The 16739-nt window shown below is 53.1% G+C and carries 12 protein-coding genes; 4 read left to right on the top strand and 8 right to left on the bottom strand.

The annotated features are described in order from the left end of the window. Positions 1-31: 31 nt before the first annotated feature. The 5 genes from ACR0AJ_RS09505 to ACR0AJ_RS09525 form a co-directional block, all read right to left on the bottom strand. Positions 32-1036 (bottom strand): UDP-glucuronic acid decarboxylase family protein, encoded by a 1005-nt coding sequence (locus ACR0AJ_RS09505; protein ID WP_437440774.1) that lies wholly within the window; start codon positions 1034-1036, stop codon positions 32-34. Between the two features lie 409 nt (positions 1037-1445). Then, on the bottom strand, positions 1446-2330 hold the full coding sequence (locus tag ACR0AJ_RS09510; protein WP_170350108.1) for a glycosyltransferase family 2 protein: 885 nt from the start codon (positions 2328-2330) through the stop codon (positions 1446-1448). After that, on the bottom strand, positions 2311-3135 hold the full coding sequence (locus ACR0AJ_RS09515) for a CpsD/CapB family tyrosine-protein kinase (RefSeq protein ID WP_170350109.1): 825 nt from the start codon (positions 3133-3135) through the stop codon (positions 2311-2313). The genes ACR0AJ_RS09510 and ACR0AJ_RS09515 overlap by 20 nt, the downstream gene beginning before the upstream one ends. A 31-nt stretch (positions 3136-3166) precedes the next feature. Beyond that, positions 3167-4708 carry a GumC family protein gene (locus tag ACR0AJ_RS09520; protein ID WP_170376757.1) on the bottom strand — a complete coding sequence of 514 codons (1542 nt, stop codon included), beginning with the start codon at positions 4706-4708 and terminating at the stop codon, positions 3167-3169. Position 4709: 1 nt separating this feature from the next. Next, positions 4710-5486: an ExeA family protein gene (locus ACR0AJ_RS09525; protein ID WP_254438758.1), complete on the bottom strand. Its 777-nt coding sequence runs from the start codon at positions 5484-5486 to the stop codon at positions 4710-4712. A 746-nt stretch (positions 5487-6232) separates the two neighbouring features. Here ACR0AJ_RS09525 and ACR0AJ_RS09530 point away from each other — a divergent pair. The 4 genes from ACR0AJ_RS09530 (at position 6233) to ACR0AJ_RS09545 (ending at position 11751) form a co-directional block, all read left to right on the top strand. After that, positions 6233-6916 (top strand): sugar transferase, encoded by a 684-nt coding sequence (locus ACR0AJ_RS09530; RefSeq protein WP_170350112.1) that lies wholly within the window; start codon positions 6233-6235, stop codon positions 6914-6916. 102 nt (positions 6917-7018) lie between these two features. Then, a complete protein-coding gene (locus ACR0AJ_RS09535) occupies positions 7019-9421 on the top strand; it encodes a tetratricopeptide repeat protein (protein ID WP_480740709.1) in 2403 nt (800 codons plus the stop codon). Positions 9422-9519: 98 nt separating this feature from the next. Then, on the top strand, positions 9520-10149 hold the full coding sequence (locus ACR0AJ_RS09540) for a polysaccharide biosynthesis/export family protein (RefSeq protein ID WP_368039997.1): 630 nt from the start codon (positions 9520-9522) through the stop codon (positions 10147-10149). A gap of 12 nt (positions 10150-10161) precedes the next feature. Further along, positions 10162-11751, top strand: a complete 1590-nt coding sequence (locus ACR0AJ_RS09545; RefSeq protein WP_480740710.1) for a hypothetical protein — start codon at positions 10162-10164, stop codon at positions 11749-11751. Positions 11752-12687: 936 nt separating this feature from the next. Here ACR0AJ_RS09545 and ACR0AJ_RS09550 read toward each other — a convergent pair. From ACR0AJ_RS09550 to ACR0AJ_RS09560, 3 genes are all read right to left on the bottom strand, one after another. Then, positions 12688-13740, bottom strand: a complete 1053-nt coding sequence (locus ACR0AJ_RS09550) for an acyltransferase family protein (protein ID WP_480740712.1) — start codon at positions 13738-13740, stop codon at positions 12688-12690. Positions 13741-13883: 143 nt separating this feature from the next. Further along, positions 13884-15140, bottom strand: a complete 1257-nt coding sequence (locus ACR0AJ_RS09555; RefSeq protein ID WP_254428488.1) for a glycosyltransferase family 4 protein — start codon at positions 15138-15140, stop codon at positions 13884-13886. Then, positions 15127-16389, bottom strand: a complete 1263-nt coding sequence (locus tag ACR0AJ_RS09560) for a nucleotide sugar dehydrogenase (protein WP_170376747.1) — start codon at positions 16387-16389, stop codon at positions 15127-15129. Before ACR0AJ_RS09560 ends, ACR0AJ_RS09555 begins: the two co-directional genes overlap by 14 nt. Positions 16390-16739: the final 350 nt, after the last annotated feature.

Genomic DNA, 16739 nt, shown 5'->3' on the forward strand with positions numbered 1-16739 from the left:
CAAGATGGCCTATCAGAGGAAACCGATACGTTCATATCCGTTCTACAGCGCTCTCCGCCGCCACAGCTATGCGCCGGAAATAGGCGATTGTTGCTTCCAGCCCTTCTTCCAGCGGTACGTGAGGTGACCACCCCAGCTGTTCCTGGGCTCGCGTGATATCCGGCTGGCGTTGGATTGGGTCGTCTGGCGGCAACGGGCGCTGCACCAGCTCAGAGTTCGAGCCGGTCTGGCGGATCACTGACTCGGCCAGCTCACGAATGCTCAATTCCACCGGATTGCCCAGGTTAATCGGCCCGGTCACATCATCAGAGGATTCCATCAGCTTAATCAGCCCGTCAATCAGATCGGATACATAGCAGAAGGACCGGGTCTGACTGCCGTCACCGTAAATGGTGATAGGCTCTCCGTTCAGGGCTTGCATGATAAAATTGGATACGACACGCCCATCATCGGGATGCATGTTCGGCCCGTAGGTGTTGAAGATCCGCGCCACTTTGATCGGCAGGTTGTGCTGGCGGTAATAGTCAAAGAACAACGTCTCGGCACAGCGTTTGCCCTCATCATAACATGAACGCGGTCCGATCGGATTGACGTGGCCGACGTAATCCTCGGTTTGCGGGTGAATTTGCGGATCGCCGTAAATCTCGGACGTCGAAGCCTGCAGAATTCGAGCACCGACCCGCTTGGCCAGTCCCAGCATATTGATCGCACCATGCACAGCCGTCTTGGTCGTCTGGACCGGATCGTGCTGGTAATGGAACGGAGAGGCCGGGCAGGCCAGATTGTAAATCTCATCCACTTCAACATACAGCGGAAAGGTCACGTCATGGCGCATGACCTCGAAGCGGGGGTTTTGTAGCAGGTGGTGCAGGTTTCCGCGCCGACCCGTGAAAAAATTGTCGACACACAAAACCTCGTGCCCTTGTTTCAGCAGGGCCTCGCACAGGTGCGAGCCGAGAAAGCCTGCGCCACCCGTAACCAGAATCCGCTTGGCGGTTAGATGCATGTCGTTGGGATCAAAATCAGACGCGTTCATCAGCGCTCTCTGCAGTTATAATCCGACCGGTATTGCTTCGCGTCGGTTTTCTAAAACGATCAGGCACTACAAACGAATAAAACAAATAATTCGGCTGCAAATTTGAGCGCCTGCACTCAGTATGTACATCGCGGTTGAGGCTACACGAAATTTAGAGAGGGACGAAGGATAAATATGCGCGCTCTGCGGTTTTTGTGGTTTCCGGTTGTATGAGCCATGTTTCAGAACCAGTTACCAAAGCTGGGCTAAACAATTGTGCGCTCAGACCGAGACTGTTCCGAGTACGTCAAAAAAATAACGTTAAGCCTTTTGGAGCCAAGCGGGGACCAAATGCGGGTGTAACGCATGTTTCAAGACGTGGAATCAATGTTATGGTAAATTTAAGCCGTGCTTACTTACCGGACCTCGTTCAGATGGAGCCACCGGCGGCCTGGCGCAGCATCCAGACCATTCGCGTACACCTGAGCCGGATAAGAGTGGCAATAGCTCGCAAGGTTTCACCGGTTGAATTCAGTCTGCTGCTGGCCAGAACCTTTGGCGTATGTACCATGGCACTGGCAGGCATTGCCAATCCGCGAATTGCCCATCTCAGGCGTGCTTTGCCTCCGGTTCCGTTCAACTGATACGCTTCCTGCGTCATGCGTCGCCATTTCGTCCTGAGCGCGAACCAATCTTGTCTTGACGGATGTTTGACACGAAACCGATCCTCGTACACCAGACTATAACCTCGCGCGACAGCACGCATGGTCCATTCCTGATCTTCCGATATACCGTTTATAAACCCGCCGATCGCGTCGAACACGTCGCGGCGCGTCAGCAGATTGCCTGCACCGGAAAACCCCTGAACCTCGATATATCTGCGGAAATTGAATGCAAAAACGGCCTCGAACGCCTCGGCCCCGCTGCGCGGTGGTGGGGTTTCGTCAAACACGTCAACTCGGCCCCCGACAAGGTCAGCCCGGTTGGCGATTGCGCGGCCGACCGTCAGCCAGTCAGGCGCTGGAACGCAATCGGCATCTATGAAAAACAACCTTGGCGCTGTGGTTGCGGCAATACCCTTGTTTCGTGCATGCGCCGCGCCCTTCTGGGTTTCAGTGATGAACCGCACATCAGGAAAGGCCAGCTTCACCTCGTCCAACGAGACCGGAGACGCGTTGTCTACAACCACGATTTCTGTTTCGGTGGTGTCGTTCTCCATCAACGCCCGCAGGCATCGTTCCAGTCTATCAGGGTCGTTGTAATGGGGAATAATGACCGCATCCGTCGGAGCCGGATCAGTACGAGCCGTACTCATAGCCGAAAGCCTCGCTGATATAGCGACATTTGTTCAGCACGATGCCCATGACCTTCGTCAGCTCTGCCAGTTGCTGTTCGGCCAGGTCAACATGGTCCACGCTGGTTTCTTCGGCGGCACCCAATAGCAGGGCACAGTCAACGTTCTTCAGGAACCCGTGGCTGTCGTCGCTGGCCATCAGCGGCGGAGTATCGAACAGCATGATATCCGGCTGGTACTCTGCTTCGATTTGTTCCAGTGTTTCGATCATGGCCCGGCTTTGCAGAATCTCGGCTGGATTGCGTGTTGACGAATAGTTCAATCCAAAGATTACATTTTCACCATGGCGCAGCGCATGCTGTTCAAACGAAATGTTTCCATTAATGACATCGGACATGCTGTGATTGCCGGTCTGCCGCAGGATTTCGGCCAACCCTCTGCGTCGCATATCAAAATCAATGACGATTGTACGCAGGTCCTTCTGTCGGCTCAGACTAAAGGCAAGATTTGCGGCCGCCGTGCTTTTACCACATCCGCTGTACGGGGATGTCAGGGCGATGCGCCGCCAGCCGTTGGACTGAAGTTGCTGAATCATCTTTGTCCGCAACATATCGTAGGGGGCAGCTTCAGGCCCGCCGTGATAGGCAATCAGACGATTACGAGCGATCAAGTTCTGATCAATCTGCAACTCGGGCAGAGAACTCCAGGCATCTTGGCTGTCATCAGTTGGAACAGGCTGCGGAGCCCCGGGTTGCAGAATAGGTTCCGCTTGGCGGCTTTCGCGTTCATTGCGAGCTTTGCGAATTGCCTCTTGAAGACGATCCATCACACCCTGTCCAATCTTGTAGATACAAAAGTCACCAATAGACCTCCAACTTTTCGATCACTTGTTCTGCAATCAAATCCAGCGGCAAATAATACGTATGAAAGGCCCAAACTGCCGCGGGCACACCAATCAGAATAGCCAGGACAACCATGCTCCAGCCAATCCGGCGCCTAATCATCTCTCCTCGTGAGGGCAAATAGGGAATGGTTGCGATCGGCCAAACTTCGAGCTTGTTGATCAAATCCTCTGGACGACGCACCGTACGGTTGAGAAGTTCCAGCAGAACAACCAAAGCCAGGCCAAGCGAAATGCCAAAGGCAGTTCCCCCTGCCGCTACCATCATGCGGTCGGGTTTTGTCGGTGCAGCTGGCGCGACAGGATATTCGATTACCGATATGCGCTGACCCTGTGCTGTCACTTCAATCCGTTCACCGGTCGATGCCGCCGCCAATCGATCGACCACACTGTTATACTGGGCCTGGATGTTGTCATGATCCCGCTGCAGCTCTGCAAGCGCAATCGCGTTGGCCGGGGTCTGATCAATCGTCAGCGTCAGCTTGGCCAAGCGGTCCACAATTGAAATCCTTTGATCCTCAAGGGCCGAAATCTGAGAATCAAACTGGGCCAGTTGTAGATCCAGCGTCGAGTTGCCCGTCTGAGGGTTAGTCGCTGCTGTATTGGCTGCCTGTTCGGCAACTACAGTTTCTTCCAATTTGGAAATTCTGGCACGCAGAAGCCTTATCTGCGGATTGGTTTCCGAATAGATCGCGAGCTTCGAGTCGAGTTCGTTCAGCAACTGATCCAGCTGCGCCTGCGCAGGTGTTCTGTTTTGCTGTGCTACGCCCACGATCTGGCCGGTTGAACCATAAATCTCCAAAAGTTTCTCGCGTTGGCTTTTAAGCGAGAAAATCTGCTGATCCGTTTGTTCTAGATTGGTCTGCAATGCCGCTTGCTGCGCGGTTCGGAACTGAAGGTTACTTGGCAATGCGTCGGAATTTTCTCTCTCGAATTCCAATATCCGGGAACTGCGTATATCAAGCTCCTTCCCAAGACGCTCGACTTCTTTTTCAAAAAAACTAAGCGTATCTGACGCGCGGTTCTTGCGATAGGTCACGTCGAGCTTCTGAATCTCGGTCAGGTATTCATTCAACACCCCGGCAGCGATCTGACCCGATCGCGCATTGAAGAAAATTGTCATTAGGTTGGCTTGGCCCTGACCAGAGCTGATTTGAATCGTCGTGTTGTTGCGCATGACACCAACAATTTGATCGGGGCTTGCATTGTCTATGTTTTCCAGAACCAACTGCTTTCGCGCTATTTCCAGAAGAACCGGCCGTGTGAGCAGGCGCTGCTCAACGATCTGCATCTGTTCGAAAGCAGGAGTATTGACAGTACTGGACGCCAGGTGCCCAGAAATCTGAGGAGATTCAACGATCAGCCGCATTTGAGCCTCGTATGACGGAGGCAACGTTATCGCTATGATGACGGAAGCCACCGAAACAACCAAAGACACAGCAAGGAAATACGGGAGCCGCCTCAGAAAAATGGAAGAATAGTAACGAACCGGGCCCATTTCAGACTATTGCCTCCTTTTCTAGTGAATTCCCCCCGAAGAATACACCATCTTCGACCACTTGATTGACAACATCTTCATCAACTTTGTCAGCTTCGTTGGTCCAAGCGTACATCAGGGCGAAATCGCAAAACTGATTCACCAGGCGCGGAACGCCGCGGGTCTGCTGAAAAATCAGTGCGCAGGCGTCATCCGTGAACTCCTCGCCTGAGCCACCCGCCGTCTTCATCCGGTGCCGGATGTAGGCTTCGACCGAAGCTTCATCCATCCGCTCCAGATGGAAACTTGCAGCCACCCTTTGCGTCAACTGGCGCATTTTCGGGTCCAGAACCAAATCACGTAGTTCGGGCTGTCCGACCAGAACAAGCTGGATCAACTCATCCGTGTTGGCATTGATGTTGGTCAGCATGCGGATTTCTTCAAGCCCTTCGACTGTCAGGTTCTGCGCTTCATCGAAAATCAGAGCCACCCGCCGCCCAGCGGCATATTCCGAGACCAGAAAATCCTGCAGCGCCCTGAACAGCTGCACGTAGGTGGCGTCTTTATTAATCGGCAAACCCAGCGCATGAAGCACCCATTGCAGCAACTCTCCTCGCCCGCCCTGTGCGTTGGAGATCAGCCCGACGGTGATCTGCTGCTCCATTTCGCTCAGAAGTTGCTGAACCAGGGTCGTCTTGCCGGCCCCGATCTCACCAGTCAGCAGCGTAATCGGTGCGCAGCTCATGATCCCAAATTGCAGCACCGAATAACCGCGTTTATGCAGCGGTGACCAATACATAAACCCAGGGTCCGGAAGCAGCGTAAAGGGGCGCCGGTCCAGCCCGAAGAATTCTAAATAAAACCCGTCACTGGACGCCATTGCACCACGGTTGCCTTCCGCCTTGTCAAACCTCGTACTGGCCCCCCGGAGATTACCCACACTCATACCCTGAACCACCAGAAACCTCTTACACGATACACATATTACATAAATCAAATGCAGCTGGGGACTACTCTGCCACAAAATCACACTAGCAATCAGCACTAAATTTCACACTTGGTGATTTGGCGCTCGCCCACCTCAATCCCTGGTGGTATCCGTCGTAATGCCCATCAAACACTTGAGAAGACTGTGCAGAAAAGCGGCAAAGAGACCAAAGACTAGCCTCACAAAGAAAATTCCCGCCCCGCCGCACAATGCAGTATTAAGCACCAAAAACTAAGTTTTATGCAAATTGTTGCAGTATTGGATACAGAATCTCACAAGACCCTCAATCAGGTCTGGCGCATCCCAGCTCCAAACAACCCTGAAATACCCACTCTTTTCAGGTTCTGCGCACAAAGCTGTCATGATTAATGTTTTGCAAGATGACCAGAATTTGTTAATCTTTGCGAGTGGAGCAGGCTGGTATCGTGTGTGTAAACGGCAATGCTCTGCAATATAATAAAACAATATTTCTTAAATATGTGACGAGGTTGAGCGTAGTCAGTTTCTGAGTTGGGTAAGTGGTTCTTGGTTTTTTGTTTGTGCTGGGGGTTTAAATAGTGACAAGTCATTCGAAGGACGTAGCCGATACTGGCTACTCTAATATTTCTGTTGCACCTGCCCTGGCGACCTACCCAGGGATTTACAGAAGTGTAGGAAAACGCATCTTTGATATCGTCTTTGTGCTGCTTGCAGCGCCGTTTGTTGTGCCCATGGTTTTGTTCTTGGCCGTATTTCTGGCCTGCCAGGGTGTGACGCCTTTTTATCGGCAGGAACGGGTCGGCAAAGACGGCAAGATTTTCAAAATGCTCAAGCTGCGCACCATGGTGCATGACGCCGAGACAGTTCTCAAAAAGCATCTGGCAAACAACCCGGGCGCACGGGAAGAGTGGGATCGCAATCAAAAGCTCCTCAATGATCCGCGCATCATCAAGTTCGGGTCGTTTCTGCGCAAATCCTCGATGGATGAGCTACCGCAGTTCTGGAACGTTTTCACAGGCGAGATGTCCATGGTCGGCCCCCGCCCTATGATGGTGAACCAGCAAAAACTGTATCCTGGCGATTTCTACAATTCCATGCGGCCGGGCATCTCTGGGCCGTGGCAGGTTTCCAAACGCAACCAGTCTACTTTTGCCGAGCGTGCATTTCATGATACTGAGTATTGGAAGAGTATGTCGTTCGGCACTGATCTTTCCATCCTGATCAGGACGGTTTCCGTTGTTTTGCGCGGCACCGGCTGCTGAGGCAGGGCACGCCACAAGGTGGGTACCTTTCGTAGATTCTGCGGGAGTACAGCGTTGCGTGTAACTTTTTTATCCTTTGGCAACAGATTGGCGGCTGTTTTTTTGGCGGCAGTTCTGGTGTTGAGCGCATGTGACACAGCCGAAGAACGGGCCGAGGCACATTTTCAGGCTGGTCTAGCCCTCCTTGAAAAGGATGATGTCGAGAGCGCGCTGTACGAATTCAAAAACGTCTTCAAACTGAATAGCAAACACAAAGAAGCCCGCCTGATCTATGCCCGGCTGGAACGTGAACGCGGCAATACCTCGATCGCTTACAGCCAGTTTCTGTTACTGGTTGAGCAATACCCGGACAACCTCGAAGGACATCGCGCGTTGGCTGAGATGGCTTTGGAAACTGAGAACTGGGAAGATCTGCGCCGCTATGCGGGTGTTGCAAAAGAACTTGCCCCCGATGACATCGAGATCAAATCCCTCAACAACTCGCTGAACTATACCGAGGCCGTCAACACCAAGAAAACAGCCGAGGCAGAACTCACCGTCGCCATCGCCCATGATTTCCTAAAGGACCGCCCCGACCTGTTGTCCGCGCGACAGATCGTCATCGACGATCTGGTCCGCTCTCAGGATTGGGAAACTGTGTTAAGCGAAACCGATATTGCTCTAAGCTTTGCGCCGCAGCAGGCCAAGTTGCATACCATTCGGCTCGGCGCTTTGCAGGAACTGCAAAAGCCCGAGGAAATCGAAAAACAGCTGATGCAGATGCAGCAGGTCTTCCCCGAGGACACAAGCATTCAGCAAAGTCTTTTCGAACATTATATTAGCTATAAGAAACTGGATGCCGCCGAAGGCCTTCTGCGGGAACAATCAGAGCAGGAGGCGCAGGACCCCCTTTCGACGCAAAAACTCATCGCGTTTCTGGCAGAGTACCGTGGCCCTGACCTGGCGATTGCCGAGTTGGATCAGATTATTGCTTTGGACACAATCGATACGCCGCGATTCAAAACCACGCGGGCAGTGCTAAAATTCCAGATCGGGGACACGCAAACCGCACTTGGCGAGATGCGGGAGTTGCTTGCGAACGCAAAGCGGACCACGCAAACCCGCGACAGCGAAGTGGAATTCGCCCGGATGCTATTGGATGTCGGCGAGACCAAGGAAGGCCGAGCTTTGATTGAGCGCGTCCTTGTCGAAGACCCAACACACATTGAAGCTGTAAAATTGAAGGCAGCGTGGTTGATAGAAGAAAATAAAATCAACGACACAATCGTGCTGTTGCGCAAAACGCTGGATGTCACACCTCGGGATTCACAGCTTATGACCTTGATGGCGCGCGCCCACGAGCGCAACGATGATCGGGTTGTGATGGGTAAAATGTTGGCACTCGCGACAGAGGCGTCCCGGAATGCACAAAAAGAGACACTGAACTATGCCCGGTTCCTTCTTGAAGAGGACAATCTAGTAGTTGCCGAACGCGTATTGAACGACGCTTTGTACCGGCTTCCCGAGAACCCTGAACTGTTATTGGCTCTCGGCAATGTGTACCTAAACCTGCAAAACTGGGAACGACTCGATGTGGTGTTGAACAAACTCCGCAATCTGGACGACCCAAGCGCGCGTCAACGGTTAGACGACCTCAGATCACAAATGCTGTCGACCCAGCAACGCAAGGATGAACTGACGGCTTTCTTGGACGAACTGGCAAACGATCCTGAATTTGGCCTGTCAGCCGACATTGCGCTTATCCGGCAGATGTTAATACAGGGCGACGTGACCGGTGCCGCCAACCGACTTGATGAATTGCTGGCGGAAGACCCGGGATCGCTGAACCTGCGCTTTATGAAAGCTCGCGTTCTGACGGGTGAAGGTAAGCTCGACGAAGCCGAGCAACTTCACCGCGCGATCCTCAAAGATCACCCGGACGCGGCCCGTGTCTGGGCCAGCTTGTTTTCATTGCATATTCAGCGTGAACAGCTTGAACAGGCCCAAGCCATATTGGATGAAGCGCTATCAACTCTGCCGGAGAATCCAGATCTTTTATTGCTGCAGGCGACAGAACACGAACGCGCCCGGGAACTAGACTTGGCGATTGCGGTCTATGAAAAGCTGTACCCTCTCAGCAACCAGTCTCAGATCGTGGCCAACAAATTGGCAAGCCTTCTGACGAGTCACCGCAACGACGACGAAAGCCTGCAACAAGCGGCGCATCTGGCGCGACGGTTGCATGGGACAAGAATACCCGAATTTCAGGATACTTATGGCTGGGTTGCCTATCAGCTGGGCCGCTATCAAGAAGCGCTCATATACCTTGAGCCAGCGGCCAGGGCTTTGCCGGACCAACCCTTGGTACTTTACCATCTGGGCAAAACCTATGCTGCAATTAACCAGCCACAAGCGGCGTTGCACGCCTTTAGGGCCGCACAAGAAACTGGGGTTACAATAAATGTATCTCCAACATTAGAGGATGAAATAAAGCAATTGAACGCAGCAAATATCGCTGGACAATAATGCGGGGACGGAACGCTGCATTTCTGCCGCACCATGCCCCTGTCAAAAAACCAACAGATTGTTTTGAAAATAACATAAAGGTAAAAAGGGAGGGAAAAGTGAAAGATTTATATATGCGTACAGTTATAAGAGCATTGATTTCTCTAGTCTTCGCCATGGTCGCAGCATCAGCATCGTGGGCGCAAGGCTCGTATCAAATCCAACCGGGTGATGCGCTTCAGGTCGAAGTTCTGGAAGATCCCACGTTGAACCGAACCATATTGGTTCTGCCGGACGGCTCCATTAACTTCCCGCTTGCTGGCTCGCTTCGCGCAGCCGGGCAATCCACCAATGGGCTAAGCTCGTCGCTCTCGTCGGCGCTGTCTTCCAACTTCAATGCACCGCCGACTGTATTTATTTCGGTGGCATCGCTTGCACCACCCCCGTTGCAGGGCGCGCTCGCCCCAACCGGTCCGACGATCGACGTTTTCATAATGGGTGAGGTCAACGCACCTGGGAAACATATTGCGACAGAGGGTACGACCATTCTTCAGATTTTGGCTCAGGCTGGCGGCTTGACCAATTTCGCGGCCAGAAAACGCATCGAATTGCGGCGGCCCGACACTAAAACAGGCGTGATGAACAGATACACCTACAACTACAAAGGCACGGGCGGCGGCATCCAGGGAAATACTTTGCTCAAACCCGGAGACGTTGTTGTTGTTCCAGCACGCCGCTTGTTCGAATAGGGGCTTATACAGGTGGGAAAATTTAGGAACAGGCTGTCCGCTTCGCTGGGGTGCGGGGTAGCTTTTGCTGCATCATTGACGCCAGCAGTTGGTCAACAAAGCCCAATCCCACAACCGCCGATACAGCAGACGACGGCACAGACCACTGCTGCAACGCAGACACCGCTGCAGCAGTCGACCGCCCAATCAACGGTTGTTCAGCAAACGCCCAGCCAACAGCTGATTGCACAACAGGCTCTGCAGAACCCAGCCCGGCAGGTTGGCCCACCCACAATTGTCCAGTCAGCCGGTACGGGGTCTGACTTGATTGTCACGCTAGATTACCTGTCCTCACTGCGGCATGATAACAATCTCAGACTGACAGATCCGTCTCTCGGATCAACTACTTGGTGGGAAAACGAGCTTGCCCTGAATATCCTGAAGCAAGCAAACGATTCCACTTTGGCTATCGATTTATCGGGCTTATACCGGATCGCCAACGAACCGATCATAGGGACTGAATCATCGTTTTCTGATCCATCCGCGCAATTGGCTTATCAGCGTACCCGATTGAACAGCAGCCTTGACCTGCTGTTGGATTATACCGAACGGGATTTGGCCTTTAACCGGTCGCTGACAGACACCAACCTGGATGGCATCATTGATTCCGCCGACGTACTCGGAACCGCCGGAGATCAGATCAACACCCTTGCGAACCTGAGCTGGGCCGTGGGTCTGAATGCCCCTGTGGGATTCCAGTTCGACTACAGCCACCGCGAACGCCGCTATAAGGACACATTCGACCCGAGTCTGATCGAAAACAGATCAGATATTTTTGATTCAGCACTGTTGTTCCAGATTTCTCCGGTTTTACAGGGAAATTTGAGCGTCGGTTACGAAGATTTTACGGCCGAAGACAACGTGCGAACTGAAACGCAGACTACAACTGTTTCAGCGGGTGGAGCATATAACCTCTCTTCCACGACATTCGTCTCGTTGGATGCCGGATACAGCCAGGTCGACGATACGCAACGTGCGACAAATACGAGTAACACCACTGAAAGCTTCGTCTGGAACTTTGCTTGGAACAAGGCGCTGTCAGATGGAAACGCCGACATACGGATCAATCAAACATTCGGCGTGAACGGCACTAGGCTGAATGCAACTGCCGGACGCAACTACCAGCTAACAAACGGAACGTTGAATTTTGATATTGGTTTCACCCGGGGGCCTTTTGACGAGATAACCCCGATCGGCCAGCTCAACTATTCGTACCGGCTGCTTAGTTCCCGGATCGGTGCAACGATCCAACGACGGGTTGGTACCAGTACCGACAGCTTGGAAACACGCCAGACATTAGCCTTTCTGACATATGACTATTTCATTAATCCTGTTTCGGCGCTCTCTTTCAGTGTCGATGTTCTTGATCAGCAAACAGAAGGTTCAGGTCCATCAAACCCACGCACCCGGGGCACGATCAGCGCCTCTTACAGTCGTGCAATCACAAAGGACTGGGCGATGAATATTGGCTACCAATACGAAAGGGATGACCAAAATAACTTTACTGCCAGCTCAAGCACGGCGTTTTTGACCCTTGGGCGGCGATTCACTCTTAAACCCTGAGCCGCATTAAAATTGAATGCTCACCGGTCCCTTGACGCAGGCCGAGCGTGGCCGTGATCATCGGGATTTTGAGTAACCCGATCCGTCTTTGGATCGGCAGTACATTGGTGTGCTTTGCCACCTAAATCCTGCTGGCAACAACGCCGGGCCAAAGACAAGTGATCGGACCACTTGTTCACCCGCGTCAGCCCATCGCATTCAAGGGAAATAGATTCGACGCATGGTTAGCTTCTTTTAGCTTCGTTTCCGCCTTGTTATTCCTGCATACGGTAACTGCAGGTGGCGGATTCTACGTGGCACACGCTAGACCAGAGATTTGGCATTGTCCTGTGGGGGGGGGGCGATAAGAGGTCTTCTAATAGGGTTTGCGAATCGATAGTCGCATGAAGCTTGCCGTATTACTCCGTGCAGTGCTGGATCTGATCACACCCCCAAACTTATTTGGTGGCGGGCATCTAAGTGCGCGTCCCCTTCTTTTTTGCTAACGCTTCTGGCTTCAATCCTGTCTTTGAAAACACTCTTACTGGCGATCCGTGATCGCAACGCTCGTGGGGTCGTTGCTTTTTTTGGAGAGTACCACAGACCCCAAGTCTTATGGCCCCATTGCATACCCTTGTCTTCTCTTATGATCTTCAACGAAACCCCAGTGCCGACAATTGGCAACCCCACACAACAGCCCAATCGGGTGGCCGGATCACTAGGCGATTTACAGGCTACACTTGAAAGATCAGCGAGGATACTGATCGCACGGCAGCTTCAGCTTCAGCTGTTTTGCCTCAAGCAATAGCGGATACCGTCGTAATCTGTGCGATGGATTCTTTTGCAGCAGAAGATCGATGAGTTCAGGGTATTGGCCGCAGCCAAACCGTGGACGCTGTATCAACGCATAGCAGCCCAATAAACTATCTTACGCGCAAATAGAGCCCGTCTGCTCTGCTATTGTGATCTGTGCCTTGCACTCGTTTTCTCGGCGAGTAACTGATTAGATAACCGCACCAATCGCCGCTCTACGTAAAGGAAGTAAAGATGTGAGATCAGAATGTTGATCAAAAAAATCGCAAATGAGAGGGTGAGAAACGCGAAAAGGCTCAAATCGTCCAATTGTGGGATGAACGCCATTAGAAGCGGAATGAGAATCGCATGGATGAGATACAGCGCGTAAGAGGAATCCCCAAGCGGGCTGAGCCAACGAAAAAATCGCTGTCCAACGCCACGCGCCTCCAACGAAATGCATCCAATGACCAGCAATATACTTGGGATACCCCATAAAATTACCGAAGGGTATTGTTTGTAACCCAACCAAAGGCTTAGGCCAAACCCAGCCGCAGCTATCAGGATCATGGCGCTTGCTGAGCTGACGGTCGCCTTTAACCCACTTGTTGCCATCCACCCGATCCAAGCACCGGCTGCAAATTCAAGAAGTAAAACACTGGTGACCAATTTGGGAATCCCCATGAACCCCATGCTGGGAGGGATCAAGAAGACGCCCACAAAGATGCTGGCTACAAAAAACACGGTCAACCACAGAACCCGGTAGAACGCTGGCAAACCAAGTGCCAGTGCCAAGGCAAACAGCAGATAAAAGTAAACTTCGTAGGCCAGTGTCCAACCCACAAAGATCAATGAGCTTGCACCTTCTGGCAGCAGGAAAAAGGCGCCAAACCATTTTTCTGCGGTGTCAGGCAGTTGCGCACCCAGATAGAGGGCTGCCGGAATGCTCAGCGCCGCAATTAACCAGTAGGACGGGTAGATGCGCGAAAAGCGTTTTCTTAGAAAGGAACGCCAGTTGCTGCTGCTGTCTTGGTTGGTCCACATCATGATGAAGCCACTGACAACAAAAAAGATATGAACACCGGCAGAACCCAAGCCCGAAATGTAGTTGCTTACCGGAAAAGCGTCAGTGCTTGAAATATCAACAAAATACACACTGTGACGCAATGCAACGGCAGACGCGGCAATCGCCCTGAGCGCTTGAATAGAATATAGCAATACAACATTCCATTTGCCGAAAAGGGAGAAAAACTATGACATGAATTGGTAATACGTCAAGCAAAGTGCCTGGATTCACTTGTTTGCATGCCTTCTCATGCGAGAACTGTTTCCTGAAAATCGCTAAATAGCCAGGGCGGCCCCTACCCTTTCCAAATACGCTGATACGCCGCGATCAGAGCGGGTATCTGATGGGGCCAGGCCATTTCCGCCTCAACCCGCGCACGGCCATACCGGCCCATGGTGGCGCGACGTTCGTCATCCGCCAGCAATTCAGTGATCTTGTCCGCCATATCCACTGGATCGTTGGCTTTTGCATAAAGCGATGCCTCCTGCGCGGAAAAGCGCCCTTCGGTCACGTCGAACTGAACGATGGGCTTCTTGAACGCCATGTATTCCAGAATCTTGTTCATGGTGGATTTGTCATTCATCTCGTTCACCCGGTCCGGGTTCACGCAGACATCGGCGGTTGACAGGATTTCGAACAGATCGTGATCCGGGGCACGGCCAGTGAAGGTGACATAATCCGACAGCCCCATATCCACCGATTGCTGGCGCAGTTTGTCCAGACTGGGACCACCGCCCACAAGGCAGAACTGGATATCGTCACGCCCCTGAACCTGCACCAGATGCGCCACCGACTCCAGCAGCAGATCGATCCCCTCCTGATCGCCCATCACGCCGACATAACCCACCATATACTTGCGCCCGTTGCGCCAATCGGGGTTCGGGGGCAGGTGCTGTAGGCGGCTGAGGTCCGGGCCTGAGCGGACAACAAAGACATCTTCGGGCGCCATGCCACCGCGCTCGATGGCGATCTTACGATAGCTTTCGTTGGTCGCGATCGACACCCGCGCCGAGGCAAAGGTCAGCCTCTCGAATTTCTTCATCAGTTTCCAGAAGAAACCCCGCTTGTTGAATTTGGCCTCGTACAGCTCGGGGTTGATGTCGTGGTGGTCAAACAGATAGCGCACCCCGAACAGTTTGAACGGCAGCGCCACCAGAAAGATCAGATCGGGCGGGTTGCAGCCATGTATGACATGGAAACCGCGCGTCAGCTTGATCCGCAACGCCAGCCAGCTTTCCCAGAACAGCGCCGCGCCGTATTCCAGCAGGTAGCCCAGTGCCCCGCTGGCATCCAAAGGCAGAGGGTGGCGATAGACTTTGATCCCCTCGTCTTCCCACACGCGTGCCTCATGGCCTTTGCCGGTGGGGCAGATGACCGACACCAGCGCGCCGGCGGCCGCCAGCGTGCGCGCCTCCATCCAGACCCGGCGGTCGAAAGGCACGGGCAGGTTTTCGACCACGATCAGAACTTTCAACCCCTTCAGGGGTTGGGTCTGGCGCAGTTCCTCAAACGAGATCGGTTGAACGGCAGGCGGCGGGCTAGTCATATTCATAGGTCCGCACCACCTCTGTATCGCCAAGGTTCAGATCATTGATAATCCGGTTCGATCCAATCACCAGATCCCAGGGCCCGGCCTCGGCCGTGGCTCGGTTCACCAGCAGGCTGCCCACATTGGGCAAATGGGTGAAGGCATAGCCCAGGTTCTGTCCCCGCAGATCAGCAGGTTCGATGGCCGGATCATAGATCGACAGTTGATAGCCTGCGTCCAGCAGCCGCCGGGCGATATCGACATTGGGACTTTCGCGCAAATCATCGGTTCCGGCCTTGAAGGCCAGCCCCGCCATCAGCACCCTGCCCCCCTCGGGCAAGCGAGCCATGATGTCCTGCGCCTGATAGGTCTTGTGCGCCTGATTGGTCTGCAAAAGGCTATCGATCAGATGCGTATGCGCCCCGACCTCGCTGGCGATATGCTGCAGCGCACGGACATCCTTGGGCAGGCAAGACCCCCCGAACGCGCCCCCGGGACGGGTGTAGTAAGCCGAGATGTTGAGCTTGGTGTCCGAGACAAAAATCTCATGCATGGTTTTCGCCGACACGCCCATCCGGTGACAGATGCGACCGATCTCATTGGCGAATGCCACCTTGGTCGCGTGCCAGGTGTTGTCGACGAATTTCGTGATCTCGGCCTCTTCGAAGGCGGTATAGAACACCGGGGCGTCCAGATTTTCGTGCAGGGCGTCCATCACGTCAGAGCGATTTCCATTCGCTGTGCCGACGACGATCTTGGGCGGGTTGAAGTAATCGTCCACCGCCGACACTTCGCGCAGGAATTCCGGGTTGTAGATGATTTCGACGGCCTGCGCCGTCTGATCCCCCAGTTGGCTCCGGAAGATCGGCTCGATCAGTTGGCGCACCGTGCCGGGCCGGAAGGTCGACCGATACGCAACCGTCAACGGTCGCACCCGATCAGGCGACACGGTCTCGGCAATCTGGCGCGTCACCTCAGCCACAAAATCCATGTTATGCGACCCGTCAGTCGCGCTAGGGGTGCCAACACAGACAATGGCCAAATCTGCATCAGACAGATCCGGTGTTTCCACCACCGCATGTATCAGGTTCTTGCTAAGCGCTTCGGTCAGCAGTTCAGCCACTTTGGGTTCTTTAATCGGGGGCTGACCAGCATTGATTTCAGCAACCTTATCGGCGTTCACGTCGATGCCGATTACCGCGTGCCCTTCGCGGGTCAAACAGCACGCCGCCGTGAAGCCCACATAACCCAGCCCGAAAATTGCAATTTTCATACCGCAATACCGCTCTAAAACTCAGCACCCAATTATCTATCCTGCCGCGACAAAAGACATGTAAACCGTCGTGCTTGGCTTCTTTCTGCATTTGGTGTCCAATTCATGACACCAATTGAGAATGTACTTTGAAACAGAATTCAACGTACGGGTACGAGATACGAGTATCATTTGACAAATAAGACAAAACCGTTGCGAGGCACATACAAAATAGCACTATGCTGACACTTATCAGTCGTCTGGTCAGAACACCAGAATCGCGATCTCACACGTCTAAGGACCTCACAATGGATCGCGAATATGGAAACATTAATGCAGATATGCGTCATTTGTTATGAGTTTGGGAAGTT

Source organism: Ruegeria sp. CJ9, assembly GCF_056536625.1.